Below are 25,867 nucleotides of genomic sequence, written 5' to 3' on the forward strand. Positions count from 1 at the left end.
GACAAGCCCCAGATGTGGGAACATGGAGCAGACAGAATCCGGCGTGAGGAGCAATCATGAGCAAGCGCGGACGCAAGCGTCGCAGCCGCAAGGGCAGCGCAGCGAACCACGGCAAGCGCCCCAACGCCTGATCACGAGCCCGCCAGGGCCGCGATCACGCGCCCTGCGGGCGAGTGCGACGAAAGGGCCCGTCCTCACCTCGGTGAGGACGGGCCCTTTCGACGTTCTCGGGAGGCGGCCCGCCGCGGCCGCAGCCGACCGGCGGCCGGCCCGCGCAGGAGCGGTGAGGTGCCCGACGGCGTCACTCCCCCGGACGGCGCGTCAGATGCCCTCGACGACCGTCGTCGTACGCAGTACGGTGAACTGCGCCTGGATGCGCAGCCGAAGCTCGACGGGAGCCTGCTCGTGGCACGAGCGGCGCACGAGCTGCTTGACCAGCTCCTCGGCGCTCAGCTCGGCCAGGCACGGCGAGCAGTGTGCGACGTGCGCACGCATGCGCACCTCGTCGTCGGAGGTCATCTCCGAGTCGAGGTACTCGTACAGGTGCTTGAGCGCGTGCTCGCACTCGGTCTCACCCTCGGTCGAGTGGGGGATCGGCACGATGACCTCGTCCTGCGCCTCCGTGCCCACGTTCTGCTGACTCACGACTCACCTCCGGGGGTCTTGGCCCCCACCAGTCCTCGGTCCTTTGCGTAGTCGCTCAGGAGATCACGCAGCTGGTGCCGACCACGGTGGAGCCGCGACATCACGGTCCCGATCGGCGTGCCCATGATCTCGGCGATCTCCTTGTACGGGAAGCCCTCGACGTCCGCGTAGTACACGGCCATCCGGCGGTCCTCCGGCAGCTCCTGGAGAGCCTTCTTCACGTCGGAGTCCGGGAGCCGGTCCAACGCCTCGGCCTCGGCCGAGCGCAACCCCTGCGACGTGTGCGACGCCGCGCGGTGGATCTGCCAGTCCTCGACGTCCTCTGCCGCGGACTGCAGCGGCTCGCGCTGCTTCTTGCGGTAGTTGTTGATGAACGTGTTGGTGAGGATCCGGTAGAGCCACGCCTTGAGGTTGGTGTCCGGGCGGTACTGGTGGAACGCCGCGAACGCCTTGGTGAACGTCTCCTGGACCAGGTCCTCCGCGTCGGTCGGGTTGCGCGTCAGGCGCAGCGCCGCCGAGTAGAGCTGGTCGAGGTACACCAGCGCGTCGCGCTCGAAGCGCGCCGAACGGGCCGCGTCGTCCTCCGTGGAGGGGGCCCGGTTGGTGTCCTCGGCGTCATCGGCGCCCGAGAGGTCGCCTGCGCTGCTGCTGATCTGGTCCGTCATCGACAACGAGCCTAGTCCTCCTGCCGGTCGGGTGTCCGCCGAGAGCGCAGAAGGTGCGACCGCGCCGAACGGCACGACCTCGAGGCTCGGTGCGGCGGGGGCGCTGACGGCCGCTTCCGCTTCCAGTACACATGTCACGCTCAGCACAACCGCCGGGTGCCCCCTGGCATTCCCGCAGCCGCCTGATGCCGCGGGTCCCGCGCCTCCGCGGGGCGGGCGGATGGTCAGGCGAGCCTGCGCTCAGTGAGGGCAGGCAACCATCGGGTGTGCTCGGGCGCGATCCTCGCTAGCGTGACCGCATGACGACCACGACTCCCGACTCCCGGTTCCGCACCCTCCTGCGCGAGCAGGTCGGCCACGAGCTCGACGCCCACCAGCAGTACATCGCGATCGCCGTGTGGTTCGACGCGCACGACCTGCCCCAGCTCGCCGCGCACTTCTACCGCCAGTCGGTCGAGGAGCGCAACCACGCCATGATGATCGTCCAGTACCACCTCGACCGTGACCTGGAGATCTCGATCCCCGGCACGGGCGCGGTGCGCAACGACTTCGACTCGGTGCTCGAGCCACTCCAGCTCGCGCTCGACCAGGAGAAGCAGGTCACCGACCAGATCGAGGCCATCTTCCGCGCGGCCCGCGAGGAGGGCGACGCCCTGGGCGAGCAGTTCCTGCTGTGGTTCCTCAAGGAGCAGGTCGAGGAGGTCGCGTCCGCCACGACGCTCCTGACGGTCGCCCGCCGCGCCGGCGAGAACCTGTTCGACCTCGAGAACTACGTGGCCCGCGAGACCATCGGGGACGGCGGAGAGTCCGCGGACGCCCCCGAGGCGGCCGGCGGAGCGCTCTGACCTGATGAGCTCACGGGCGGAGCCGGGCCGGTCCCGGCTCCGCCCTCGCCAGGGCCCGGTCCCGTCGACGGACCCTGCGGCCAGACGACGACGCGCACCTGCGTGCGCCCCTCGCGCCGCCCTCGAACGCCCCGCTCCCCGGCGCGTGCGACCCCGAGGGTGCACGCCCGGTGGCATGCTGAGCAGCGATGGGACAGGCTGGGTCGACCGGGTGCGGCACCAGCGTCCCGGTGTCCGCCGCTCTCACCGGCACCCGCTCGACGAAGGAGACCCACCGATGCTGCTGCGTCACGTCGCGAGGCCCATGCTGGCCTCCTGGTTCATCTACGACGGCGTGCAGGCCGCCCTCAAGCCCGCGGAGCACGTGCGCGCCGCCCGGCGGGGCGTGAGCCTCGTCGGCCAGCAGCTCGGCGTCGAGGAGCCCCTCAGCGAGAAGCAGGTCTCGGCGCTCGTCCGCGCGCACGGCGCCGCGACCGCCGTGGCCGGGCTGTTCCTCGCGGTCGGCAAGGCCCCACGGACCGCGGCCCTCACGCTCGCGGCCCTGAGCGTCCCCCTCGCGGTCGTCAACCAGCCCTTCACCCCGAGCGACGTGCCTCGCGACGTGCGCACCCGCAAGTTCGTGGCCAACCTGGGCGCGATCGGCGCGGCTCTCATCGCCGGGGCCGACTACGAGGGTCGCCCCGGCGTCCGCTGGCGCGTCGACCGCGCCCGCAAGGACATCGACCTCGCCAAGAACGCCAAGCACCAGGTCGACGCGGCCAAGCACAAGGTCGAGTCCGTGACGGACAAGGCCACGCACGCCGTGACGGCGAGCACCCGGAAGGCGGGCAGGACGGCGCGGCGCGCCGCGAGCTCGGCGACCGGTGCCGTCAAGGGCGCCGTCTCGCACTGACGGCACTGACGGCACTGACGGCACGCCCGGCGCGCCCGGCACCCCCGGCGCAGCCGACGCGTCGCTCACCGCAGCCCGACCACGACAGGTGAGCGACGCCGTCGGGCCGCGGACGGGCCCGGCCGAGGACCGGACGGAAGGCCCTTCCCGAGTCCCGGTGCCATAACCTGGGGCATGTGACCAGCGACCTTCCTGCCGCCCGCCCCGCCGAGACGACCCCCGCGCTACCGGCGTGGCCCGCGCCCAGCCGGACGGGCACGACCGCCGGTGCCCCGCTCGACGCGACCGTCGCGGTCCCGGGCTCCAAGTCGCTCACCAACCGCCTCCTCGTGCTCGCGGCCCTCGCCGACGGGCCCGGCGTGCTGCGCGGCGCGCTCCGCAGCCGCGACACCGACCTCATGGCCGCGGCGCTGCGCGACCTGGGCGTGGGCATCACCGAGGGCGACGACCCGAGCGAGCTGCACGTGACGCCCGGCGCGCTGCACGGCCCCGCCGAGATCGACTGCGGCCTCGCCGGCACGGTCATGCGCTTCGTCCCCGCGGTCGCGGCCCTCGCCGACGGCACCGTGCGGTTCGACGGCGACGAGGGTGCACGCGTGCGCCCCATGGGGCCTGTGCTCGACGCGCTGCGCGACCTGGGTGTGCCGGTCGAGGGCAAGGACACGCTGCCGTTCACCATCACGGGGCGCGGCGCGGTGCGCGGCGGGCACGTCGACGTCGACGCGTCGGGGTCGAGCCAGTTCGTCTCGGGCCTGCTGCTCGCCGCCGCGCGCTTCGAGGAGGGCGTCACGCTGCGCCACACCGGCCCGACGCTGCCGAGCGTGCCCCACATCGACATGACCGTGGAGGTCCTGCGCGAGGTCGGCGTCGAGGTCGACGACTCGCGCCCCACGATCTGGACCGTCTCCCCCGGGCCGATCGCCGCGCGCGACGTGTACGTCGAGCCCGACCTCTCGAACGCCGGGCCGTTCCTCGCCGCGGCCCTCGTGGTCGGCGGGACCGTGCGCGTCCCCGGCTGGCCCGCCGTCACGACCCAGCCGGGCGCCATGATGGCCGAGCTCCTCACCGCGATGGGCGGCCGCGCCGAGCTGGCGGACGGGGTCATGGCCGTGACCGGGACGGGCGAGGTCCGCGGGATCGACGTCGACCTCCACGAGGCGGGCGAGCTCGCCCCGACCATCGCGGCCCTCGCCGCGATCGCCGACTCCCCCAGCCGCCTGCGCGGCATCGCGCACCTGCGCGGGCACGAGACCGACCGCCTGGCCGCGCTCGCGACCGAGATCACGCGCCTCGGCGGGCAGGCCGAGCAGACGCACGACGGGCTCGTCATCACGCCGCGCCCGCTGCGCGGCGCCACGTTCCGCACCTACCACGACCACCGCATGGCGACCTCGGGCGCGCTGATCGGGCTGCGCGTGCCCGGCGTGCTCGTGGAGGACGTCGAGACGACCGCCAAGACCCTGCCCGGGTTCACCGCCATGTGGGACCGCATGCTGAGCGCCACGGGATCGGCGAGCTGATGGCGCGGCGCGTCCGCGACGAGTCCGACTTCCACGACCGGGCGAGCAACAAGAACTCCCGCCCGCGGACCAAGCAGCGTCCACAGCACGAGGACGCCGAGACCGGTCTCGTCACGGGCGTCGACCGCGGGCGCTACACGCTCCTGCTCGACGAGGACCTGCCGACCGAGCGCACCATCCTCGCGATGAAGGCGCGCGAGCTGACCCGCAACCGCGTGGTGTGCGGCGACCGCGTGGACATCGTGGGCGACACCACGGGCGAGGACGGCACGCTCGCGCGCATCGTCCGTATCCAGGAACGCACCTCGACCCTGCGGCGCACGGCCGACGACACCGACCCGTACGAGCGCATCATCGTCGCCAACGCCGACCAGCTCGTGATCGTCACGGCCCTGGCCCAGCCCGAGCCCCGCACCCGCATGATCGACCGCTGCGTCGTGGCCGCCTACGACGCGGGCATGGACGTCCTGCTGTGCCTCACCAAGGCGGACCTCGCCGACGCGGCGCCGCTGCGCGAGCTCTACGAACCCATCGGGGTCAAGGTCGTCGTCACCCGGCGGGTGCACGACGATGCTCCCGCCGGGACCGGCACCGGCGACGGGGCTGGGCACGGCGGGCACGGCGACGAGCCCGGCCACAACGCCTCCGACGCGGCCGAGGACGCGTGGCGCATCGAGCCGCTCGAGGCCGTGCGCGCCGAGCTCGAGGGCCGCACGTCGGTCCTCGTGGGCCACTCGGGCGTCGGCAAGTCGACGCTCGTCAACGCCCTGGTGCCGGACGCGTACCGGGCCACGGGCGTCGTCAACGACGTCACGGGCCGCGGGCGGCACACGTCGACGTCGGCCGTCGCGCTGCGCCTGCCCGACGCCGACGGCAACCCCGCGGGGTGGGTCATCGACACGCCCGGCGTGCGGTCGTTCGGGCTCGCCCACGTCGACGTCGACAACCTCCTCAAGGCGTTCGACGACCTCGACGTGGTCGCCGAGGACTGCCCGCGCGGCTGCACGCACCTCGACGGGGCACCCGACTGCGCGCTCGACGACTGGCTCGAGGCGTCCCCCGAGGACGAGAAGGCGGCGCGTACCGCGCGTGTCGAGTCGTTCCGACGTCTGCTGGCGGCGCGCACCGGTACGGTGTGAGCCATGCCGACCTACGACGACGACCTGCGCCTGGCTCACGTGATCGCCGACCAGGTCGACTCGCACACCATGTCCCGCTTCAAGGCCCTCGACCTGTCCGTGGAGTCCAAGCCGGACAACACCCCGGTCAGCGACGCCGACCGCGCCGCGGAGGAGATCATCCGCAGCCACCTCTCGCGGGCCCGCGGGCGCGACGCGATCGTCGGTGAGGAGTTCGGCGAGACCGGGCACGGCGCCCGCCGCTGGATCATCGACCCGATCGACGGGACCAAGAACTTCGTGCGCGGGGTCCCGGTGTGGGCCACGCTCATCGCGCTGGCCGACGGCGACGAGATCGTCGTCGGGCTCGTGTCCGCTCCTGCCCTGGGCCGCCGCTGGTGGGCCGCCAAGGGCACGGGCGCGTGGAGCGGGCGCTCGCTCGCGGCAGCGAGCAGGCTGCGCGTCTCGCAGGTCGGCAAGCTCGACGACGCCTCGCTGTCGTACTCGTCGCTGTCCGGGTGGGAGGAGCGCGGCAAGCTCGACGCGTTCCTCGACCTGACCCGCGAGACCTGGCGCACGCGGGCCTACGGCGACTTCTGGTCCTACATGCTCGTGGCCGAGGGGGCCGTGGACGCGGCCGCGGAGCCCGAGCTCGAGCTCTACGACATGGCGGCACTGGTCCCCATCGTCACCGAGGCCGGCGGGACGTTCACGTCCCTCGACGGCTCGCCCGGGCCGTGGGGCGGCAACGCGGTCGCCACGAACGGCCTGCTCCACGACGAGATCCTGGGCCGCCTCTCCTAACCCTGCCGGCCGGGCGGCTGCCCCGCTGCCCGCTCGCCCGGCTGCCCGCTGGCCCGGCTCGCCGGGCGCCCGGCGGACGAGAACGGACCTGAGGTCGTCATCCGGTGGATGGCGGCCTCAGGTCCGTTCTCGGCACCTGCTACGGCAAGGTCACTTGGCGCGGGGAACGCTCTTGAGCTCCGACCAGTCGTACCAGAGCAGGTCGCGCTCGCTCACGCGGTCGAGCGCGGCGTCGAGGTCCTCGTCGCGGTCCTCGTCGGCGGCCGCGAAGACCTCGGCGATGTCCGTCGCGGCCTCGGGCTCGTCGACGTGGACGCACACGATGCGCACCTCGGGGATGGACGCCGTGACGTCGACCGCGCTGGGCGCGAGGTCGTCGGCCGACTCGTCGTCGCCGGGCTGGGTCAGCGCGACCATCTCGTCGGGCACCTCGACCGTGACGACGAGACGCTGACGCGGGGCGCCGACGCGACCGGCGATGAGCGCGAGGGAGTCGTCGGCGGCCTCGAGGGCCGCGGCGAACTCCAGCCCCTCCTCGTCCTCGTCGGGCAGCTCGCGGGAGAGGGCGGACGTGACGGCGTGGGCGGCTCGCGGAGCGAGGGACCAGACGGCCTCGTCGCCGGTCACGGTGACGGCGTCGAGCTCGTCGACGGTGGCGGGAACGTAGATGCGCATGGGATCAGTGTGCCGGTTCCGGGACGCGTTCGCGTGGTCCGCCCGGCGGGGCCGTGCCCGGAACGGCACCGACGTCCGTCCGGACGCGCTGCGCGAGCTCCGCGACGGCCCGACGGACCAGGGTCTCGGGTGCGTGCTCGGCGAGCGTCCTGCCCGCGAGCAGCGCCGCGTCGAGGGTCACCCGGTCGTCCGGGACGACGTGCAGGTCCGTGACCCCGCCGTACCGGCCGAGCGCCTCCCGCACCGCAGCCTCGGGCCGGGGGCCGGCCGCCGAGGACCGGACCCGGTTCGCGACCACGATCCTCAGCGCCCCGCTCGTCGCGCCGCTGTCCGCGAGGTCTCCCAGTCCGCGGACGAGCCGTTGGATCCCCACCGCGTCCGAGCCGCCGACGACCAGCACGACGTCTGCCGCCGCGAGCGCGCTGAGCGTCGCCCCGTTGCGCTGCGGGGCGCGCGTGTCGTAGGACAGCAGCTCGTCCTGCTCGAGCCCGAACCCGCAGTCGATCACGGTCCAGTCGGCCAGCGCCCGGGACAGCTCCCAGACGACGTCGAGCGAGGTCGGCGGGAGCTCGGGCCAGCGCGCGGCGCGCGAGATGCCGGTCAGGACGCGCAGTCGCGGCACGACGAGCGGGGCCAGGCGTGCCAGGCCCGCGAGCTCGAGGGTGCCCTGCCCCGCGCTGCGGGCCGCCGCCGCGAGCCCTGGTGACTCGTCGAGCAGACCGAGGTGCTGGGCGACGGACCCTGCGTAGGTGTCTGCGTCGACCAGGAGGACCTCGTCGGTCCGGCTCCCGTCCGTGCCCGACGGCGCGCCTCGCCCTCGGCGTCGACGTCGCCCGCCGCTGTGCGCCCGCCGGTCGCCCGCACCGGCCAGCTCGGCCGCGAGGTGCACCGCGAGCGTCGTCCGCCCGGGGGCCCCGGTCGGACCCCAGACCGCGACGACCTTGCCCCGCCGCCGGACCCGGCCGTCGCCCGTCCCGCCCTGCCCACCGGCGACGTCTCCCGGTGGCGGTCCTCCCCCGTCGTCGTGGCGTCCGCGTCCGTGCGCCTCGTCACGGACCGTCGCGACGAGGACCGTGCTCGGGGTGTCTTCGTCGAGAACGACGTCGACGCCCACGGCGCGGAGTCGGTCCGCGACCCAGTCCTGGTCCCCTGCGAGCGCGACGACCCGCACGCCGCACGCGTGCAGGTGCGCGACCGTCTCGCGGTTGATCCCGGGGAGGTCGGCCGAGATGATCGCGGCCGTGCCCGCGCCGGCCCCGGCCGCGGCGAGGAGCTCCGTGAGGTCCGCGCACCGACGGGCCACGGAGACTCCGGACCCGGGCGCCGTGAGCGCCGTGACGACCGCGGTCTCACCGCTGCCGCGCACCGCGCACAGCACGGCGGCGACCGGGAGGGTCGCATCCGCGGTCATGCTCCACCCCCGGGGACGGGCACGACCGCGATCTCGCCCTCGGCCGCGAGCGCGGCCAGGACTCCGGGGAGGTCGTCCGTGGGCACCAGCACGTGGAGCGTGGTCGGCCCTCCCGTCACGAGCGTCCCCGAGGCCTCCGCGACCTGAGCGACCACGACCTGCGAGGCGAGCGCGTACGGCTCGCGCGCGCCCTCCCCGACACCCTTCTCGCCCGCGCCGGCCACGCTCCCGTCCTCGACTGCCGGGATGAACCAGACGTCCACGAGCGTGCCGTCCGTGACCCTGTCCGACAGCGCGGCGGTGACCGGGACCGCCACGGCGCGAACGGCCAGCTCTGCCGCCCCGCCCACCGCGGTGCGGGCCACGAGCTCACCGTCGCCCACGACCCGCAACGCCACCAGGTCGTCGGGGAGCGCCTGCCCCGCGGGGAAGTACTTCTCGTCCCCGGACCCGAGGCGCACCTCGACGGTCCGGAGGCTGCTCGCGTCGACCGGCTCACCCGGCGTGAGCGGTCCGGCTGCGGCGTAGACGGCGACAGTCCGACCGGCCGAGGACACGGCCCACGAGCCGAGGGCGACCGAGGCGGCGACGAGCACGAGACCGAGGAGGAGGCGAGGGTCCCGCCAACCGGGGCGCCGCAGCCGGGCGACGGTGGGGGTCGGCAGCGGGTCGAGGGTGCTCGTCATGAGGGTCCGTTTCGTCGTCGGGCGGATCGGGCGGTCTGGGTCGGGCGCCACGCCCCGGAGCCGCGGGCACCCCGGGGACTGGGAGCCATCATGCCGAGCGGAGCGTGGGGATGGGGCGAGCAGGGCATCGCCTGTGGACAACCAGGACCGGTATCGGTGCCGTGAAAGACTGTGGCCATGTCACAGCGCTTCCTCACCCTCGCGGACGTCACGGAGGAGCTCAACATCTCGGCGGCCCAGGCGTACGCCCTGGTCCGCAGCGGTGAGCTCCCCGCGATCCAGGTCGGCGGACGAGGCCAGTGGAGGGTCGAGGCCAGCGAGCTCGAGGGATACATCCAGCGCATGTACGCCCAGACGCGTACCCGCATCGACGCGGGCGACTTCGAGTCCTGACCCCCCGCCGCGTACCGCTGCCCGCCGTCGGCGCGGCATGCACGTCACGCGACGCGCTCCCCTGCTCCCCCTGCTCCCCCTGCATCCGGTCCGCCCCTGGTCTCGCCTAGGTCTCGCTCACGCACACGAGCGCGACGAACGGGACGACGTGACTCGCCCGGGCGCCGCCCGAGGTGGCCAAGAGGTCCAGGTGGTCCTTGCCGACCCGCGCGACACGACCGTCGAGCTCGCCGGCGAGCGTCCGCACGTGGACGACGGCACGGTCTCGCATGAGCGTCCTCAGCAGGGCAGGAAGCCCGCGCCCGGCTCCCGTGCCCGAAGGGCCGCGGACGGCGTGCGTGGCGAGCCCGTCGATCACCGTGGCCGCGAGCAGGGGTACGACGTGCCGCCGGTTCCCGTCCTCGAGCAGGAACCAGTCGGACGCGACCGCTCTGACCTGTCCGGTCAGCCGCGACCCGTCGGTGAGCCGCACACCGAGCGGCGGGCCGAGCACGCTCGCGCGGAGTCGGTCCCCGAGCGTGATCGTGGCCTGCTCGGCACGCGTGAGGTCCGCGAGCACGTGGGCGTCGGCCTGGGCGTCGCCGGCGTCGAGCTGTGCCACGAGGTCGGCGAACAGCAGGTCCCAGCGCACGCCCACACCGTAGCGGCAGGCCCGGGGGTTTCGTCCAGGGGTGTCCGAACTACGAACCTCCTGTGGACAACAGAAGTGCGATCTAGTTTGATGTAGCACTATCAAACTGCATCAAACGCGATGATCGCTCCGAGCACGGACCCGACGTCGTCGTCCATCTTCAGGGGGAAGCATGGCGCACCATCCCGGACCCGGCCGCGCGAGCGCGCGGGTCGTGCCACGACAGGGGCCACGGCTGGCCGCTCTGCTCGCCCTCGCGACCGCCGCGGGCCTCGTCGGCGTCCTGCTGGCCCTGCGAGCCCTGTCCGTCGCAGGCGACCTCCCCAGCCCTCGCTTCGAGACCTATCTGGAGATCCCGCTCGTCGGCGCGGGAAGCCTGCTCGCGGCCTGGGTGTCGCTCAGCTGCGCCCTCGCCGCGTCGTGCGTCCTCGTGCGAGGCGTGGGCCGCCGGTGGGCAGCAGGAGAACGACTCGTGCTGCTGCATGCCCCGGTCCTCGTCCGCCGGCTCGCCGGCTCCGGAGTCGCGGTGTCGATCGGAGCCGGGCTCGTCCTGGGGGCAGGGAGCGCCCAGGCTGTGGAGACCGAGCCCGCGGAGCCCGCGACGAGCACCGCCGTCGTCGATCTGGGATGGCAGAGCACCGCTCCCGCGGCCACCGGCACCGCTGACCCTGCGAGCCACGGTGCCGGACCGTCGGTCGTTCCGCTCGCCCCCGCCGCAGACGAGAAGCCCGAGGCGCTGCGCTCACCCGACGAGTCTCGGGACGGGGGCACCACCGACGCCGCGACCGAGGCCGCGGCGATCGACCACGCGCCCCCCGTCCCCTCCGTCACGGACGGCGCGCCCGAGGCAGCCTCGGTGAGCGAGGCACCGCGCACCCACGACGCGGGCGCCTCCGCCCCGACCCCGTCGCCCGCAGGGGCAGAGCCGGGTGGGCCGAACCCTGGCCATGTCCCGCTCAGCGGCCTGATGGGCGGCACGCAGCGCGCCGCACCCGCCCAGTCCGCCGGGGTCGCTCCGCTGGCCTCGCCCCCGCCCGGAGGCGCAACCCCGGGCGGCTCCCTGGCCGCCGTCCCGTCGTCCGTCGCGCAGACCGACGCCTCGAGCGTCTCGGTCGTGGTCCTGCGCGGCGACACCCTCTGGTCCCTCGCCGAACGAGCCCTCGGACAAGGCGCGACCGACGCCCAGATCACCGTCGAGTGGCAGCGCTGGTACGCGGCGAACCTGGACGTCATCGGTCAGGATCCGGACCTCATCCGACCAGGACAGGTGCTGCAGGCCCCTCTCACCGCCTGACCTCAGCGCAGGCACGCACGGCCCTCCGCTCCACGCCAAGAACCCCGTACACCGTCCCACCGGGCGTCTCTCGACGCGCCGGCCCTCGCCGACCCCAGGAGAACGCCATGTCGACCACCACCGTCCGCCAGCACCCCCGCACGCTCCGTTCCGGTGCGACGCCGCGACTCGCCGGCCCGGCCACCCTGCCTCGCGCGGTACCGCGGACGCCGCGCGTCCTGACCTTCGGCGGCGCTCCGCAGTTCCCGGTCGCCGAAGACCTCGGCGACAACGGTCGACCCGTGACGTCGACGCCGGACCTCCCGTTGCCGGACCCGACGTCGATCTGCTGCTCGGTCGTCCGGGCCGCGGTCGAGGTCCTGCGCGGTGAGCGTCCCGTGGCCCAGCTGCAGCGGTGGCTCGCCCCGGACGTGTTCGACGCCCTGGGGCGACGCGCACTGCTGATGCAGGGAGCGGCCGGCGTGGACGCCGCCGCGCGGCCCGTCGCGATCCGTCGTGCGCGGCTCGTGCGTCTCGGCGACACGACGGCGGAGGCCACGGTCGTCCTGGAGGACATGGACAGAGTGCGAGCGGCGGCCCTCCGACTCGAGGCCCGACGCGGAGTGTGGCGCGTCGTGGTCCTCGAGATCGGCTGACCGCCGCTCGCGGGTGTCCTCGCGGAGAGGGCTACTCCTCTTCGTTCAGACCGTGACAGAGCTTGTACTTCTTGCCCGAGCCGCAGGGGCACTTGGCGTTGCGGGGCGTGCCGGGGAACGTGCGCCCGTCCCCCTCGACCGCGGTGGCCTCGCCGTGCAGGGCGCGGCGGGCGCGGCGCGAGCCGTCTCCTGAGACCACGGCCTGACCCGAACCGTCGTCGGACGGAGCCGAGTACTGCAGCGGCACCTGCTCGGTCGGGCCGTCGAGACCCTTCGCGATGAGCGTCGGCTCGGCCTTGGGGGCCGGAGCGACCGGCGCGTCCACGATCTCGTCGTCGACGGGTGCGTCCTCGACAGGCCGGTCTGCGTCGGCCTGCGCCGCCGCCTGGACCCGCGCCGCCTCGGCCGCCTTGGCGTCCGCCGCAGCCTTCGCCGCGGCTCCGGCCGCCGCAGCAGCCCCCGCGGCCCCAGCCGTGCCGCCGAACGCCTGACCGGCCACCGACTGCGCGGCAGCCGCGGCCGACACCGGGTTGACCGGCGACGCTTCGGGCTCGGCGACCTTGACCTCGAGGTTGAACAGGAAGCCGACCGACTCCTCCTTGATGGCCTCGGTCATGGCCTGGAAGAGCTGGAAGCCCTCACGCTGGTACTCGACCAACGGGTCGCGCTGCGCCATGGCGCGCAGGCCGATGCCCTCCTTGAGGTAGTCCATCTCGTAGAGGTGCTCGCGCCACTTGCGGTCCAGCACCGAGAGCACCACGCGGCGCTCGAGCTGACGCATGTTCGAGCTGCCCAGCGACGCCTCGCGGTCCTGGTAGGCCACGCGGGCGTCGGACAGGATCTCCTCGAGGATCAGCTCACGCGTCAGACGCGTGGCTCCCCCGGCCTGCTCGAGCACCTCGTCGACCTCGATCGAGACCGGGTACACCGCGCGCAGCGCCGTCCACAGCGCCTCGAGGTCCCAGTGCTCCGGGTTGCCCTCGGACGTGGCGCCGTCGACGTAGGCCGTGACGACGTCCGTGATGAAGTGCTGGACCTGCTCCTGCATGTCCTCGCCCTGGAGCACGCGGCGACGCTCGTCGTAGATGACGGTGCGCTGGCGCGAGAGGACGTCGTCGTACTTGAGGACGTTCTTGCGGATCTCGAAGTTGCGCGCCTCGACCTGTCCCTGTGCGCTCGCGATGCCGCGCGTGACGATCTTCGACTCGAGGGGCACGTCGTCGGGGAAGCCCGCGCGGTTCATCATGGACTCGGCGAGACCCGAGTTGAACAGGCGCATCAGGTCGTCCTGCATCGACAGGTAGAAGCGGGACTCGCCCGGGTCGCCCTGACGGCCGGAACGGCCACGGAGCTGGTTGTCGATACGGCGCGACTCGTGGCGCTCGGTGCCCAGGACGTAGAGCCCGCCGAGCTCGGTGACCTCGTCGTGCTCCGCGGCCACGGCGGCCTTGGCGCGCTCGACGGCCTCCGGCCACGCGGCCTCGTACTCCTCAGGGTTCTCCGCGGCGTCGAGCCCGCGCGCGGCGAGGTCGGCGACCGCCATGAACTCGGCGTTGCCACCGAGCATGATGTCGGTACCACGGCCGGCCATGTTGGTCGCGACAGTGACCGAGCCCTTGCGGCCCGCCTGCGCGACGATCGCGGCCTCGCGCTCGTGCTGCTTGGCGTTGAGGACCTCGTGCGGGACGCCCTGCTTCTTGAGCTTCGAGGACAGGAGCTCGGACTTCTCGACGCTCGTGGTGCCGACCAGGACCGGCTGCCCCTCGGCGTGGCGCTCGACGATGTCCGCGACCACGGCGTCGAACTTGCCCTCCTCGTTCTTGTACACGAGGTCGGGCTGGTCCACGCGCTGCATCTTGCGGTTCGTGGGGATGGGCACGACGCCCAGCTTGTACGTGCCCTGGAACTCGGCGGCCTCGGTGTCGGCCGTACCGGTCATCCCGGAGATCTTGTCGTACAGGCGGAAGTAGTTCTGGAGCGTGATCGTGGCGAGCGTCTGGTTCTCCGCCTTGATCTGCACGCCCTCCTTGGCCTCGATCGCCTGGTGCATGCCCTCGTTGTAGCGGCGGCCCGCGAGGATACGGCCCGTGTGCTCGTCGACGATCATGACCTCGCCGTTGAGCACGACGTAGTCCTTGTCGCGCTTGAAGAGCTCCTTGGCCTTGATCGCGTTGTTGAGGAACCCGATGAGCGGCGTGTTGAGCGACTCGTACAGGTTCTCGATGCCGAGGTAGTCCTCGACCTTCGCGATGCCGGGCTCGAGCACGCCGATGGTGCGCTTCTTCTCGTCGACCTCGTAGTCGGTCTCCGGGCTCAGGCGGCGGACCACCTTGGCGAACTCGCCGTACCAGCGGTTCGCGTCGCCCGACGCGGGGCCCGAGATGATGAGCGGGGTACGTGCCTCGTCGATGAGGATCGAGTCGACCTCGTCGACGATCGCGAAGTTGTGGCCGCGCTGCACCAGGTCGTCGGTGCTCCACGCCATGTTGTCGCGCAGGTAGTCGAACCCGAACTCGTTGTTCGTGCCGTACGTGATGTCCGCGGCGTACTGCTCGCGGCGCACCGCGGGCGTCTGGCCGGAGATGATGCAGCCGGTCGTGAGGCCGAGGGCGCGGAAGACGCGGCCCATCAGGTCGCTCTGGTACTTGGCCAGGTAGTCGTTGACCGTGACGACGTGCACGCCCTTGCCCGTGAGCGCGTTGAGGTACGCGGGGAAGGTGCCGACGAGGGTCTTGCCCTCACCGGTCTTCATCTCGGCGATGTTCCCCAGGTGCAGGGCCGCGCCGCCCATGAGCTGCACATCGTAGGCGCGCTGCCCGAGGGTGCGGCGGGCGGCCTCACGGACCGCGGCGAACGCCTCGGGGAGGATCTCGTCGAGCGTCGCGCCGTTCTCGAGCCGTTCCTTGAACCGGTCGGTCTCCTCGCGCAGCTCCTCGTCGGTCAGGTCCTCGAAGCTGGGCTCCAGCTTGTTGACCTGCTCTGCCAGGCCGGACAACTTCTTCAGGATCCGGCCCTCGCCGAAGCGCAGGACCTTCTCGAGGATCGCAGGCACGCAGTACTCCCGTATCGATCGCGCCCCCGGGCCGGACGGTCCGGGGCGAATGCGAGGCGACCACCTGGCGGCAGTCGGCTGGATCACACCACAGACCATCGTAGGCGAGTCCGGCAGGTGGGTGGGCTTCTGTCCGGTACCTGTGGTTTCGCTCTGCGGCGAAAGTGGCCGTACGCCCCGCGTCGCCTACCCGGCCGCCCCGGCGTCGACCCGCCCGACCTCGGCCGCGAGCGCCGGCGCCAGGTCCCCCGACGGCCCGACGACGACGTCCGCCATCCCGAGCCAGGTCGCCATGAGGCGGAGCTCGGCCGCGAGAGCCGGCGCGGTGTCGGCGTCGGCATGCTCCTCACGGTGCGCCGACAGCACGCGGAGCAGCCCGGCGCGACGGTCCGCCTTGAGGTCGACCTTCGCGGTGATGCGGTCACCCTGGAGGAACGGCAGCACGTAGTAGCCGTGGACCCGCTTGGCCGCAGGCACGTAGATCTCGATGCGGTAGTACGTGCCGAAGAGCCGTTCGAGGCGCGTGCGCTCGAAGACGAGAGGGTCGAAGGGGCTGAGCAGAGCGCGCCCCTGGGCGCGGCGCGGGAGGGCGGCGTCGCGGTGCAGATAGGTGACCTCGTCCCAGCCGCGGACCTCGACGGGACGGAGCACGCCGTCCTCGACGAGCTCGGCCAGCGCGCGGCGCGGGGCCGGTCCCTTGAGCCGGAAGTAGTCCTGGAAGCAGCGCAGCGTCCCGACGCCGTGCGCCCGTGCCCCGATCTCCAGCAGGCGGCGGACCGCGTCCTCGTCGCTCACGGCCGGTGCGGCGAGGACCGCGGGCGGCAGGACCCGCTCGGTGAGGTCGTAGCAGCGCTCGAACGCCGCGTTGCGGCGCGCTGCCGTGATCTCGCCCGTGAAGAAGAGGAGCTCGAGGGCCCGCTTGGCGAGCGACCAGTTCCAGCCCCACTCCACGGTGCCGCGCGCCTCGCCCATGCCCTGGGCCTCGAGGATCTCGTGGACCTCGCTCGCCGTGACCGGCCCGCGCTCGGCCACGATCTGGCGGACGTGCTCCACGACGGCCGAGTGCGAGGCCTCGACCCCGCTGATCGTCCCCCAGGCCTCGGTACGGTACGCGCGCTGGCGCCACTCGAGGAGCCGGTAGGTCTCGGGCGGGACGTAGGACGCGACGTGCGCCCAGTACTCGACGAGCCGTCGCGGTGCGCGACCCGCCGCGCGGTCGAGCAGCGACACGTCGTACGGGCCGAGCCGCGAGTACAGCGGGACGAGGTGGGCCCGGGCCAGGACGTTGACCGAGTCGATCTGCAGGAGGCCCAACCGGTCCACGGTGCGCTGCACCTGACGCAGCGTGACCTGCCGGGGCGCGGCGTCGTCGGGCCGTGGGGCGTGCAGGCCCTGCGCGGCGAGGGCGACCCGGCGGGCCTGGGCGAGCGACAACGACTCGGTCTTCACCCGACCCATCCTGCCGCGCACCCCTGACACCCGCCCGGACGCGCCGACGGGGTGGCTGGGTGCGGCGGTCAGCTCGCTTCGGACGCGGTCCTCTGGCCGCCGGCGCACGAGGTGTCGAGCGCGATGACCCCGTAGCTCCAACCGCGGCGCCGGTAGGCGACCGAGGGGCGGGCCGTCTCCACGTCGACGAAGAGGTAGAAGTCGTGGCCCACCATCTCCATCTCGTAGAGGGCGTCGTCGATCGTCATGGGCTCTGCGGAGTGGAGCTTCTGACGGATGACGACGGGCGAGTCGCCGAGCTGGGTCTCGACCGCGTCTCCCGGAGCGGCCGGGTGCTCCGGCGCGGGCTCGGGGGTCTTGTCCTCCGGGATGAACGGCCGGACGTCGACGGGCGGTGCGGGGTTGTTGTTGCGGTGGTCCTTGCGACGGTCGCTGACTCGTCGCAGCCTCTCCTGGAGCTTGTTCATGGCCAGGTCGAGTGCCCCGAACCGGTCGTCTGCTGCCGCCTCGGCGCGGACGACGGGTCCCTTGGCGCGGACGGTCAGCTCGACCCTCTCACGCACCTCGGACAGTCGGGGGTTGTTCTCGTGGGTGACCTCGACGTCGATCCGCTGGGCGGTCGGTGCGAGCTGCTCGAACTTCGCGAGCTTTTCTTCCACGTGTCGGCGGAAGCGGTCAGCCACTTCCGTGTGCCTGCCGACGACAACGATCTCCATGTGAGCCTCCGCAAAGGGTCTCGGACGCTCTCGATGCTTCCAGAGCGTCCCGTGTGGTCCTGGGTCTGGCTCCCCCGAGGGGGATCCGGAGTACCTATCACCTCCCTGCCCGAGGACCTTGCCTCGGGTCGATCGCTCTGTGGCCGCACGGGTCCCCTACCAACCGTTCCCCGTGACGACTGGTCCCCAGGTTAACCCTCCCGGTAGGTAAAGGCAGCATCTGCGGGAGATGAACTTCAGGTGGCGTGTCACCCCGCCGCGGAGGGGGCGTCGCGGCGAGCACGACCGCACCGAGGACGTCGGCACCGGCGTCTTCCAGCGCCTGCTCGCACGCCGCGAGCGTGGCCCCCGTGGTGAGCACGTCGTCCACCAGGAGGCAGGTCGCGCCAGGCCGCGGGAGGCCCCGCCGCGCCGCGCCGCGGGTGACGCGGACGCCCTGGAGGCGCGCTCCACGGCTCCTCGACCCCAGGCCCACCTGGTCCCGTCCCCGCCGCCCGCGCTGCGCCAGGACGGGGGCGGCGACCGCGTCGACCCCCGCGTCCACGAGGCCCCGGGCGACGGCGCGGGCGAGCCCCTGGACCGGCTCGGCACCCCGCGCGCGGCGCGCCGCGGCGGACGACGGTGCGGGCACGACCAGGACACGGGACGGCGCACCTGCCCACGGTCCGCCCACCTGCCCGACGACGTCGCGCACCCAGGGCGCGACGGCCCGTCCCGCGCGGTACGCGGCCGCCTCCACGTCCCTCGAGAGGTCGTGTCGCCCCTTGTCCTTCCACGCGACCACGATCCCTCGCAGCGGGCCGGCGTACGGCGCGAGCGCCCACACCGGCAGGGGGGAGGTCCCGTCCATGCGGTCGAGCCGCGGGGCGTCGGCCTCCCTGCGCGCCGGGGCCGTCCGCAGCGCCCCGGCGCAGGCCGGGCAGAGCGCGACGTCCCGGGTGCCGCAGCCCGGGCACTCGACCGGGACGAGCAGGCGCGCGAGCGTCCGCGCCCAGCCGCGCACGGCGGCGAGCGGGCCGGTGGGACGGCCGGCCAGCGGGCCGTCGCGGCGGAGGAGGTCGGGCTGCTGGGGGCGGTCGCGCACGGCCCGAGGGTGCCAGGTCGCCGCGCACCGCGCGGGGTGCAGGACGCGCCCTGTGGACGGGGAGCGGCACGCACGGCCTGTGCACGGCCGGGCACGGCCGGGCAGGGCCCACAGCCTGGCCGGTCCGCACCAGCAGGGCCAGGGGGTCGTCAGACCACCGGGCGGCGAGCCGTTCCGGCCTCAGCCCGGGAACGTCGGCAGCGCGACGTTCTCGATCCGCTTCTCCCAGACCGCGCCCGACCGGCTGCGCCCGAACAGCGTCCCGTCCTGCGTGAGGACCTGGACCGTCCGGTCGCCGTCGCCCGCGCTGATCGCCGTCGCACCTGCGACCGGCGAGAGTCGCGTGGTCTCCCCCCCGACCAGGACGAGATGGACCGTCGGCGCGGCCTCCGTCTCGTCGGTGCCCAGGACCGCGAGCGTCGTCTCGTCGGCCCACACGACCTGCGAGGCCGAGGTGATCGGGGCGCCTACGCGGAAGGGTTCCGAGAGCCCCGTCGGGACGTCCTTCTCGTCGCGCATGATGCCGGCGACGTCCACCCGGGTGACCAGGCCGTCCGAGCTGACCACCGCGATCCGGGCTCCGTCGTGCGCGACCCGGATCGACTGCACGGTGCGTCCGGCCAACCACGGCGCGGCGACCGTGACGGGGTCACCCGCCTCCGCGAGGTCCCCCCGGACGACCTGCAGCGCGCCCTGCTGCGCCGTGGGCCCCGACCACACCCCACCGAACCGGTCGACGGTCGGGGCCAGGAGGTCCTCCCCGGTCAGGAGCGGGACCTCGGGCAGGTTCTTCGTCGCGAGCCGCACGAGGCTGCCCGTCCCGTCGCGGACCACGAGCGGACGCGCGTCGCTGCCCTGCGCCAGGGCGGTCGCCGTGGTCCCGGCGAGCGAGACGGCAGGGGACAACGACACCGCCTCGTCCGCTCCGCTGTCGAGCACCTTGACCTCGCCCTGAGCTGCGACGACCTCGCTCCCCTCCGTCACGGCCTTGATGGGCACGGCCCCGCCTGTCGGGGTGCTCAGCAGGTCCTCCCCGCGATAGAGGTTGACGGTGAGCGGCAACGCGTCGAAGAGCGTCGCCTCGAGCTGTGCCTTGAGCAGCGCACGGTCCTCGGGGGGCGCGAGCGAGATGGTGTCCGTCAGCCGGACCTCGGAGACTCCGCCCTCGCTCGGTACCGCGTCGATGCTCAGGCGCGTCCCCTCGGGAACCACGGGCGCGGTCGCCCCCCGGAGCCACTCGACGGGCCCGACGAGGATCTCCGTCACGGCGCTCGTCTGCCACCCCCGGTTGGGGAACCAGCGGTCGTCGGGGACCAGCACCTCGCGGTCGGCCGACGGGAAGTACAGGCGGGTCTGCCGGAAGGCGGCCTGGAAGCTGCTCTCGGAGAGCAGCAGCCCGTCCTCGGCCGTCTCGATGCGCCACTGCCCGTCGCCCTGACGCACCAGCCCGAAGGACACCGGCACGGCACCCGCCACGCCGGGGACGTCCTCGGTGTAGACGCCGCGCTTGTCCAGGGCCCCGACGACGGTGGCGCTGCCCGTGACCGTGACCTGCCCGGACTTCATGGCCTCCTTGTCCACGGTCAGGTCGAGGTCGCCGTCGAACACCAGGACCTGGGACTCCCAGCTCCAGGCGCCTGCGTCGGTGAGGAACTCCTGGGCGACGTCGAAGTCGCCCGCCGGGCCGGCCGCCTGCGCGGTCAGGAAGCCCGACACGATCCGCACCGGGTCGTCCCCCGCGACAGGTCCCCGTGCGCGCAGCCCCGGCGCGTTGTACCCCTGCACCACGTCGCTGCCGCGGATCACCGGGCCCGAGGTGGGGATCGACGCGCAGCCGGACAGCGCCAGGGCCGCCGCGACCAGCCCCGCCCCGAGAGCACCCCGGGTCCTGCCGGGTCGTCGGTCGGTCATCGTTCCTCCTCGTCGACGGTCGCGCCGGGCCGGTCCGCGACGCCGTGGCGGACGAACGTGAGGTTCTCGTCGGGCAGCACGGGCAGGGCCGAAGGGCTCGTGGTCCCCTCCGTCGGGTCCTCGACCCGCTCGATCTGCCCGGTCGGCGGGCGGAAGCCACGTCCGCGGGTCGGGTCCTGCGGGACCAACGGCAGGGGCGACGCCTCGAGCCGGATCCCCGCGCGCAGCGGGAGCGTGAGCCGGAAGGCGGCTCCCTGCCCCGGACGACCCCAGACCTCGAGCCACCCGCCGTGCAGGTGCGCGTCCTCGAGCGAGATCGCGAGGCCGAGCCCGGTCCCGCCGGTGGTGCGAGCACGTGCCGGGTCGGCCCGCCAGAAGCGGTCGAACACGTGCAGCGCCTCCTCCTGCGTCATGCCCACACCGTGGTCACGGACCACGATCGCGACCGCATAGCGGTCGTGGGCGACCGTGATCTCGACGGGCTTCTCCTCGGCGTGCTCGATCGCGTTGACCACGAGGTTGCGCACGATGCGTTCGACGCGGCGCGGGTCCACGTCCGCGGTGACGGCCCCGTCCGGGAGGTGCACCGACATCCACACGCCCTTGCGCTCCGCGAGCGGCGCGGCGAGCTCGACCGCGGCGTTGACGACGTCGCGCACGTCGCGCCGCTCGGCGTCGAGCTGGGCGGCCCCCGCGTCGAACCGGCTGATCTCCAGCAGGTCGGCCAGGAGGTCCTCGAACCTGTCGAGCTGGGTCTGGAGCAGCTCGGCCGACCGCTTGGACGCAGGGTCGAAGTCGTCGCGCGACGCGTGCAGGACCTCCCCCGCCATCCGGATCGTCGTGAGCGGGGTGCGCAGCTCGTGCGACACGTCCGACACGAAGCGGCGCTGCAGGAGCGAGAGCTCCTCCATCCGACCGATCTGGAGCTGCAGGCTCTCCGCCATCTCGTTGAACGAGCGGGCGAGCGTCGCGAGCTCGTCGTGGCCCTTGACGGGAAGCCGCTCGTTCAGGTGCCCGTCCGCGAGACGCTCGGCGACCCCCGCGGCGTTACGGACGGGCTGGACGGCCTGACGGGTCACGACCCACGTGATGAGCCCCAGGATGCCCACGACGAACACGGCACCGACGACCAGCGTGCGCTGCAGGAACGAGAGGGTCTCCTGCTCGGGCGCGAGCGTGTAGAGGAAGTACAGCTCGTAGGTGCCGACCGTGGGCACCTGGACCTTCGACCCCACGAGCACCCCGGGATCGACGGGAGAGCTCGGGTCCGACGGGTCGCGCGGGATCGCGACCGACTGGAGCTCGCGGCCGTCGCTCTCCATGACGGCGTCGCGCAGCTCGTCCGAGACGAGGCTCGCGAGCTGGTTGTCGGTGCTCACGTCGTTGAGGCGCGACGGTGCTCCCTCGGGCCGCATGAGGAAGATCTTGCGGTCGGGGCTTCCGCTCGTGCGCAGCGTGTTGTGCACGTCGAGCAGGAGCGTCTGGATCTCGGAGTCCTTGGTCTTGGACACCGAGGCCGTGAACAGGCTCTGCGCCTGCTGGATCGAGTTGGCGCTCTCGACGTTGATCTGCTCGAGCCGCTGGTCGAACAGCCCGTCCCGCATCGTGCTCGACAGGTACGCCCCGAGCGCCGCGACCGTGATGACCCCGACGACGAGCGCCGTCCCGACCACGCGCAGCTGCATCGACGACCGTGCCCGCCAGGTGAGCCGGCCGACCGCGGCGCGCACCCGTCGTCGGGCACGACGGAACGACCGCCCCACCCGCGCGCGCAGCGACGGAGCGCTCACCCGCGCGCCGCGCCCGCCTTGTACCCGACGCCGCGGACGGTCAGGACGATCTCCGGGTTCTCCGGGTCGTGCTCGACCTTCGAGCGCAGGCGCTGCACGTGGACGTTGACCAGGCGCGTGTCCGCCGCGTGACGGTAGCCCCAGACCTTCTCGAGGAGGACCTCGCGCGTGAAGACCTGCCACGGCTTGCGGGCGAGCGCGACCAGGAGGTCGAACTCGAGGGGCGTCAGCGCGATGGGGCGGCCGTCGCGCGTGACCCGGTGCCCGGTCACGTCGATCTCGACGTCGCCGATCGCCAGGTGCTCGGGGGCGGGCTCGTCCGAGCGGCGCAGGCGCGCCCGGATGCGCGCCACGAGCTCCTTGGGCTTGAACGGCTTGGAGATGTAGTCGTCGGCGCCGGACTCCAGGCCCAGGACGACGTCGACCGTGTCGCTCTTGGCCGTGAGCATGATGATGGGCACCCCCGACTCCGCACGGATCAGGCGGCACACCTCGGTGCCGTCCTTGCCCGGCAGCATGAGGTCGAGCAGGACGAGGTCCGGCTGCGTGCTGCGGAACGTCGCCAGGGCGAGGTCTCCGTCCGCACAGAACACCGGGTCGAACCCCTCGGACCGCAGCACGATGCCGATCATCTCGGCGAGAGCGGTGTCGTCGTCGACCACAAGCACACGTACCTTCATGGCCCCATTTTGCCATCGACCGCGGGGTCGTCGGTCCGACCCACCGTACGGCGTCCAGTGTTCACCCGAGCGGCCCGGCCACCGCGTCCGCCGGTCCCCCGTACTAGGGTGGTCCGCTACCGGGCCGGACACCCTCGCGGCGTCCTGCACGGCCTCACCAGGACGAGCCCACGGGCCCGACAGAACCGAGCGGGGACAGCAGAGCAGATGACGACGCCCGACGACGCCGGCACGCCAGCACCGGACGACACCCCGCGCTACGGCCAGCGCGCCCCGCAGCCGCCGGGATCGACGCCGCCCGCCGGCGGGCCGCCCGCTCAGGGCGGTCAGTACGGTCCTCCGGCGCAGCCCGGTCAGCCCGCCCCGACCCAGCCCGCGTCGAACGCGTGGGGGCAGCCGCAGTACGGCCAGCCCGGCCGGTACGGCCAGCCCTCGGGCCAGCCCGGTCAGTACGGCACCCCCCAGTACGGCCAGCACGGCCAGCCCGGTCAGCCCGGTCAGTACGGCGCCCCGCAGTACGGCGGGCCCCAGCAGCCCGGCTACGGTCCGCCGTCGTTCGCGGGCAAGCCCTACGCGCCCCCCGCGAACAAGCCCGGCATCATCCCGCTGCGCCCGCTGAGCCTCGGCGAGATCTTCGACGGCGCGTTCGGCGCGATCCGCGCCAACCCCACGGTGATGCTCGGGATGAGCGCGACCGTGATCGCGATCGCGACGGTCCTCGGGCTCGGGCTGGGCGTGCTGATCAGCGGGATCTTCTCGCCCCAGCTCGCCCAGATCGAGGCGGAGCTGAGCGTCGAGATGGGCGCCGACGCCACGGGCCTCACGGAGATGTTCCCCCTGCTCGGCGCCTCGATGGTGTCATCGGTCGTGCTGGCCCTCGCGATGCCCGTCGTCAACGGCCTGCTCATCACCTCGGTGGGCCAGTCCGTGATCGGTCGCAAGGCGAGCGCGAGCGAGGTCTGGGCCCAGGCGAAGTCGAAGATCTGGCCCCTGCTGGGCTTCTCGATCCTCTGGTCGATCGCTCTCGGGGCCGTCTGGTTCGTCTACCTGCTCCTCACGGTCCTCGCGTTCACGGCGGACGTCGGCCTCGGCATCGCCGTCGCGCTCCTCGGGCTGCTGGGTCTCGCCGTGTTCGGCGGCTGGTTCCTCGTCCGCACGCTCCTCGTCCCGCCCGCCATGGTCCTCGAGGGCCAGGGCTTCGCGAGCGGCGTGAAGCGCGGCTGGACGGTCTCTCGCGGCTCGTTCTGGCGGCTGCTCGGGATCTACCTCCTGGCCTCGGTCGCGGTCGGCACGATCACCTGGCTCGTCTCGCAGCCGTTCGGGATCATCGGCGGCATGCTCTCGATCTGGAGCATGTTCGCGATGTACGCGGTCGTGGCCGTGGGGTCGATCGTCACGGGCGTCATCAGCGCGGTGTTCCTCGCGGGCGTCGTCTCGCTGCTCTACATCGACGTCCGCATGCGCCGTGAGGGGTTGGACGTCGAGCTCACGGCCGCGGCCGAAGACCACGCGGGCCACGGCCCGGCGTGACCGGCGCGCTCCCTGCGTCGCTCGCCGCCTGGCAGGCGGCTGCTCCGGCGCGCCTCGGCCTGGGGGTCGGTGCCGACGTCCCGGTCGTGCCCGACGCCGACACCGCACGACAGTGGTTGAAGGAAGAGCTCCTCGACCCCGTGTACGTGGACCAGCCCTCGCTCCTGTCGCGCTTCGTCGACTGGCTGACCGGCCTGTTCACCGACGTCCGGGTCCTCGACGTGAACCCCGTGGTGGCCTCGCTCGTGATCGTCGGGCTGGTCCTCGTCGTGGCGGTTGTCGCCTACGTGGTCACGGGCCCGGTCCGCCTGTCCCGCAAGGCCCGTTCGTCGGTCGCGGTGTTCGACGACGACGAGCGCTCCGCCAAGGAGCTCCGGGCCGCGGCCGACGCCGCCGCCTCGACGGGCGACTGGCCGACCGCCGTCGTCGAGCGCTACCGCGCCGTCGTGCGTTCGCTCGAGGAGCGCGTGATCCTGGACCCGCGCCCCGGGCGCACGGCCCACGAGGCCGCGGACGACGCCGCCGTGCGCCTCCCTGCGCTCGCGGAGCGGCTCGCGGCCGGTGCACGCCTGTTCGACGACGTCCGCTACGGGAAGGTGTCGGTCGGGCCTGCGGCCGACCAGGCGCTGCGCGAGCTCGACGCGGCGACGCTCGCCACGACGCCGACCCCGCCCGCCCACCTGCTCGGGGCCCCGGAGCCGGACTCCCCCGCCCAGGTGCCCACCCCCTCCGGAGGCTCCCGGTGACCACTGGACTCGACGCACCGCCGCCCCCGGTCTCCGCCCCCGACACGTCCGCCCCGGCCGTCACGACCGCCTACGTCCCGGTGCGGGTGACGGGCGACGGCACCACGGCCAGGTCCCGGGCGGCGCGCCGGTGGCGTGCGGCCCGCTGGCCGCTCGCCGTGCTCCTCCTGGTGGCGATCGTGGCGGGACTCGCCGCGCTGTCGCGGCCCGCCGTCTCGAGCACCCCGCTCGCCCCGGACAACGCCGGTCCGAACGGAGCCCGGGCCCTCGCCCAGGTGCTCGGTGACCAGGGCGTCGAGGTCGCGTACGTGACCACGACGGCGGACGCCGCCTCGCGCGCCGACGCCGGGACGACGCTCCTCGTGACGTCCGACCTCAACCTGCTGCCCGAGCAGGTCGACGCACTCCTCGCGACCGAGGCCGACCTGGTGCTCCTGGAGCCCGGCTACGACCTGCTCGAGGGCGCGACCGACGGGACCGCGTCCCTGGGCGACGACTGGTCGTCGCCCGACTCCCTGCGCAGCCCGCAGTGCACGGACCCCGACGCGGTCGCCGCCGAGGAGATCCGCAGCACGGGCTTCGGCCTGACCGCGTCCGGACCAGGCTCGGTCGTCTGCTTCCCCGGTGACGACAGCCCGCCGGACACGGGCGCGTACCTGGTCCACGAGGGTCAGCGTCGCGTCGTCGCGTTCGAC

25 protein-coding genes are annotated in these 25,867 nt (G+C 73.3%); 12 read left to right on the top strand and 13 right to left on the bottom strand.

Annotated features, from left to right (window positions below):
• The first annotated feature begins 56 nt into the window (after positions 1 to 56).
• Complete coding sequence (locus H9640_RS19825; protein ID WP_156968370.1) at positions 57 to 131, top strand: 50S ribosomal protein bL37; 75 nt, start codon at positions 57 to 59, stop codon at positions 129 to 131.
• Between the two features lie 190 nt (positions 132 to 321).
• Here H9640_RS19825 and rsrA read toward each other — a convergent pair whose 3' ends face one another.
• Positions 322 to 645, bottom strand: coding sequence for a mycothiol system anti-sigma-R factor (rsrA, locus tag H9640_RS11365; protein ID WP_191790818.1), 324 nt, complete (start codon positions 643 to 645; stop codon positions 322 to 324).
• The gene (locus H9640_RS11370; RefSeq protein ID WP_400274691.1) at positions 642 to 1,448 is read right to left on the bottom strand and encodes a sigma-70 family RNA polymerase sigma factor; all 807 of its coding nucleotides are present in this window, start codon (positions 1,446 to 1,448) and stop codon (positions 642 to 644) included. Before H9640_RS11370 ends, rsrA begins: the two co-directional genes overlap by 4 nt.
• A 161-nt stretch (positions 1,449 to 1,609) precedes the next feature.
• On the opposite strand from H9640_RS11370, the gene H9640_RS11375 reads away from it, so the two are divergent.
• The 5 genes from H9640_RS11375 to hisN all read left to right on the top strand — a co-directional run bounded on the left by H9640_RS11375 (position 1,610) and on the right by hisN (position 6,489).
• Entirely contained in the window at positions 1,610 to 2,155 is a 546-nt protein-coding gene (locus tag H9640_RS11375) for a ferritin (protein WP_191790819.1), read from the top strand.
• A gap of 277 nt (positions 2,156 to 2,432) precedes the next feature.
• Positions 2,433 to 3,047, top strand: a complete 615-nt coding sequence (locus tag H9640_RS11380) for a DoxX family membrane protein (RefSeq protein ID WP_191790820.1) — start codon at positions 2,433 to 2,435, stop codon at positions 3,045 to 3,047.
• 176 nt (positions 3,048 to 3,223) lie between these two features.
• On the top strand, positions 3,224 to 4,567 hold the full coding sequence (aroA, locus tag H9640_RS11385) for a 3-phosphoshikimate 1-carboxyvinyltransferase (protein ID WP_191790821.1): 1,344 nt from the start codon (positions 3,224 to 3,226) through the stop codon (positions 4,565 to 4,567).
• On the top strand, positions 4,567 to 5,706 hold the full coding sequence (gene rsgA / locus H9640_RS11390) for a ribosome small subunit-dependent GTPase A (protein WP_191790822.1): 1,140 nt from the start codon (positions 4,567 to 4,569) through the stop codon (positions 5,704 to 5,706). Before aroA ends, rsgA begins: the two co-directional genes overlap by 1 nt.
• 3 nt (positions 5,707 to 5,709) lie before the next feature.
• Complete coding sequence (hisN, locus tag H9640_RS11395) at positions 5,710 to 6,489, top strand: histidinol-phosphatase (protein WP_191790823.1); 780 nt, start codon at positions 5,710 to 5,712, stop codon at positions 6,487 to 6,489.
• Positions 6,490 to 6,639: 150 nt separating this feature from the next.
• On the opposite strand, the gene H9640_RS11400 is transcribed toward hisN, so the two are convergent.
• From H9640_RS11400 to H9640_RS11410, 3 genes are read right to left on the bottom strand one after another with little or no spacing between them, the layout of a single operon-like run.
• The gene (locus H9640_RS11400; protein WP_191790824.1) at positions 6,640 to 7,164 is read right to left on the bottom strand and encodes a DUF6912 family protein; all 525 of its coding nucleotides are present in this window, start codon (positions 7,162 to 7,164) and stop codon (positions 6,640 to 6,642) included.
• Between the two features lie 4 nt (positions 7,165 to 7,168).
• Positions 7,169 to 8,575, bottom strand: a complete 1,407-nt coding sequence (locus H9640_RS11405; RefSeq protein WP_225227070.1) for an AAA family ATPase — start codon at positions 8,573 to 8,575, stop codon at positions 7,169 to 7,171.
• Entirely contained in the window at positions 8,572 to 9,261 is a 690-nt protein-coding gene (locus H9640_RS11410) for a hypothetical protein (protein WP_191790825.1), read from the bottom strand. The genes H9640_RS11405 and H9640_RS11410 overlap by 4 nt, the downstream gene beginning before the upstream one ends.
• 177 nt (positions 9,262 to 9,438) lie before the next feature.
• Here H9640_RS11410 and H9640_RS11415 point away from each other — a divergent pair, with 177 nt between their 5' ends.
• Positions 9,439 to 9,654 carry a helix-turn-helix domain-containing protein gene (locus H9640_RS11415; RefSeq protein ID WP_191790826.1) on the top strand — a complete coding sequence of 72 codons (216 nt, stop codon included), beginning with the start codon at positions 9,439 to 9,441 and terminating at the stop codon, positions 9,652 to 9,654.
• A gap of 106 nt (positions 9,655 to 9,760) precedes the next feature.
• On the opposite strand, the gene H9640_RS11420 is transcribed toward H9640_RS11415, so the two are convergent.
• Positions 9,761 to 10,285 carry a hypothetical protein gene (locus H9640_RS11420; RefSeq protein WP_191790827.1) on the bottom strand — a complete coding sequence of 175 codons (525 nt, stop codon included), beginning with the start codon at positions 10,283 to 10,285 and terminating at the stop codon, positions 9,761 to 9,763.
• Between the two features lie 172 nt (positions 10,286 to 10,457).
• Between H9640_RS11420 and H9640_RS19150 the strand changes: the two genes are divergently transcribed.
• Entirely contained in the window at positions 10,458 to 11,579 is a 1,122-nt protein-coding gene (locus H9640_RS19150) for a LysM peptidoglycan-binding domain-containing protein (RefSeq protein WP_225227071.1), read from the top strand.
• A 107-nt stretch (positions 11,580 to 11,686) separates the two neighbouring features.
• Positions 11,687 to 12,214 (top strand): Rv3235 family protein, encoded by a 528-nt coding sequence (locus H9640_RS11430; RefSeq protein WP_191790828.1) that lies wholly within the window; start codon positions 11,687 to 11,689, stop codon positions 12,212 to 12,214.
• Between the two features lie 31 nt (positions 12,215 to 12,245).
• Here the strand turns inward: H9640_RS11430 and secA are convergent, their stop codons facing one another.
• From secA to mtrA, 7 genes are all read right to left on the bottom strand, one after another.
• Entirely contained in the window at positions 12,246 to 15,266 is a 3,021-nt protein-coding gene (gene secA / locus H9640_RS11435; RefSeq protein WP_191790829.1) for a preprotein translocase subunit SecA, read from the bottom strand.
• 186 nt (positions 15,267 to 15,452) lie between these two features.
• Positions 15,453 to 16,724: a winged helix-turn-helix domain-containing protein gene (locus tag H9640_RS11440; RefSeq protein ID WP_191790830.1), complete on the bottom strand. Its 1,272-nt coding sequence runs from the start codon at positions 16,722 to 16,724 to the stop codon at positions 15,453 to 15,455.
• 59 nt (positions 16,725 to 16,783) lie between these two features.
• Positions 16,784 to 17,431 carry a ribosome hibernation-promoting factor, HPF/YfiA family gene (gene hpf / locus H9640_RS11445; RefSeq protein WP_191790831.1) on the bottom strand — a complete coding sequence of 216 codons (648 nt, stop codon included), beginning with the start codon at positions 17,429 to 17,431 and terminating at the stop codon, positions 16,784 to 16,786.
• A 97-nt stretch (positions 17,432 to 17,528) separates the two neighbouring features.
• A complete protein-coding gene (locus tag H9640_RS11450; RefSeq protein WP_318243749.1) occupies positions 17,529 to 18,515 on the bottom strand; it encodes a ComF family protein in 987 nt (328 codons plus the stop codon).
• 180 nt (positions 18,516 to 18,695) lie between these two features.
• Positions 18,696 to 20,426, bottom strand: a complete 1,731-nt coding sequence (locus H9640_RS11455; protein ID WP_191790832.1) for an LpqB family beta-propeller domain-containing protein — start codon at positions 20,424 to 20,426, stop codon at positions 18,696 to 18,698.
• On the bottom strand, positions 20,423 to 22,216 hold the full coding sequence (gene mtrB, locus H9640_RS11460; RefSeq protein WP_318243750.1) for an MtrAB system histidine kinase MtrB: 1,794 nt from the start codon (positions 22,214 to 22,216) through the stop codon (positions 20,423 to 20,425). Before mtrB ends, H9640_RS11455 begins: the two co-directional genes overlap by 4 nt.
• On the bottom strand, positions 22,213 to 22,896 hold the full coding sequence (mtrA, locus tag H9640_RS11465; protein ID WP_030150009.1) for an MtrAB system response regulator MtrA: 684 nt from the start codon (positions 22,894 to 22,896) through the stop codon (positions 22,213 to 22,215). The genes mtrB and mtrA overlap by 4 nt, the downstream gene beginning before the upstream one ends.
• A gap of 207 nt (positions 22,897 to 23,103) precedes the next feature.
• Between mtrA and H9640_RS11470 the strand changes: the two genes are divergently transcribed.
• The 3 genes from H9640_RS11470 to H9640_RS19155 form a co-directional block, all read left to right on the top strand.
• Positions 23,104 to 24,426 (top strand): hypothetical protein, encoded by a 1,323-nt coding sequence (locus tag H9640_RS11470; protein ID WP_191790833.1) that lies wholly within the window; start codon positions 23,104 to 23,106, stop codon positions 24,424 to 24,426.
• Positions 24,423 to 25,172 carry a DUF4129 domain-containing protein gene (locus H9640_RS11475; RefSeq protein ID WP_307824176.1) on the top strand — a complete coding sequence of 250 codons (750 nt, stop codon included), beginning with the start codon at positions 24,423 to 24,425 and terminating at the stop codon, positions 25,170 to 25,172. Before H9640_RS11470 ends, H9640_RS11475 begins: the two co-directional genes overlap by 4 nt.
• The coding region (locus H9640_RS19155; protein ID WP_318243751.1) for a DUF4350 domain-containing protein at positions 25,169 to 25,867 on the top strand (699 nt) is incomplete at its 3' end. The genes H9640_RS11475 and H9640_RS19155, both read left to right, overlap by 4 nt.

Source organism: Oerskovia gallyi, from assembly GCF_014836745.1.
Classification (GTDB): domain Bacteria; phylum Actinomycetota; class Actinomycetes; order Actinomycetales; family Cellulomonadaceae; genus Oerskovia; species Oerskovia paurometabola.

Coding starts and splice junctions, on each gene's coding strand:
- H9640_RS11375 (WP_191790819.1), top strand. CDS start 1,610: ATGACGACCACGACTCCCGACTCCCGGTTCCGCACCCTCCTGCGCGAG.
- H9640_RS11380 (WP_191790820.1), top strand. CDS start 2,433: ATGCTGCTGCGTCACGTCGCGAGGCCCATGCTGGCCTCCTGGTTCATC.
- rsgA (WP_191790822.1), top strand. CDS start 4,567: ATGGCGCGGCGCGTCCGCGACGAGTCCGACTTCCACGACCGGGCGAGC.
- hisN (WP_191790823.1), top strand. CDS start 5,710: ATGCCGACCTACGACGACGACCTGCGCCTGGCTCACGTGATCGCCGAC.
- H9640_RS11400 (WP_191790824.1), bottom strand. CDS start 7,164: ATGCGCATCTACGTTCCCGCCACCGTCGACGAGCTCGACGCCGTCACC.
- H9640_RS11405 (WP_225227070.1), bottom strand. CDS start 8,575: ATGACCGCGGATGCGACCCTCCCGGTCGCCGCCGTGCTGTGCGCGGTG.
- H9640_RS11410 (WP_191790825.1), bottom strand. CDS start 9,261: ATGACGAGCACCCTCGACCCGCTGCCGACCCCCACCGTCGCCCGGCTG.
- H9640_RS11415 (WP_191790826.1), top strand. CDS start 9,439: ATGTCACAGCGCTTCCTCACCCTCGCGGACGTCACGGAGGAGCTCAAC.
- H9640_RS19150 (WP_225227071.1), top strand. CDS start 10,458: ATGGCGCACCATCCCGGACCCGGCCGCGCGAGCGCGCGGGTCGTGCCA.
- H9640_RS11430 (WP_191790828.1), top strand. CDS start 11,687: ATGTCGACCACCACCGTCCGCCAGCACCCCCGCACGCTCCGTTCCGGT.
- H9640_RS11440 (WP_191790830.1), bottom strand. CDS start 16,724: ATGGGTCGGGTGAAGACCGAGTCGTTGTCGCTCGCCCAGGCCCGCCGG.
- hpf (WP_191790831.1), bottom strand. CDS start 17,431: ATGGAGATCGTTGTCGTCGGCAGGCACACGGAAGTGGCTGACCGCTTC.
- H9640_RS11455 (WP_191790832.1), bottom strand. CDS start 20,426: ATGACCGACCGACGACCCGGCAGGACCCGGGGTGCTCTCGGGGCGGGG.
- mtrA (WP_030150009.1), bottom strand. CDS start 22,896: ATGAAGGTACGTGTGCTTGTGGTCGACGACGACACCGCTCTCGCCGAG.
- H9640_RS11470 (WP_191790833.1), top strand. CDS start 23,104: ATGACGACGCCCGACGACGCCGGCACGCCAGCACCGGACGACACCCCG.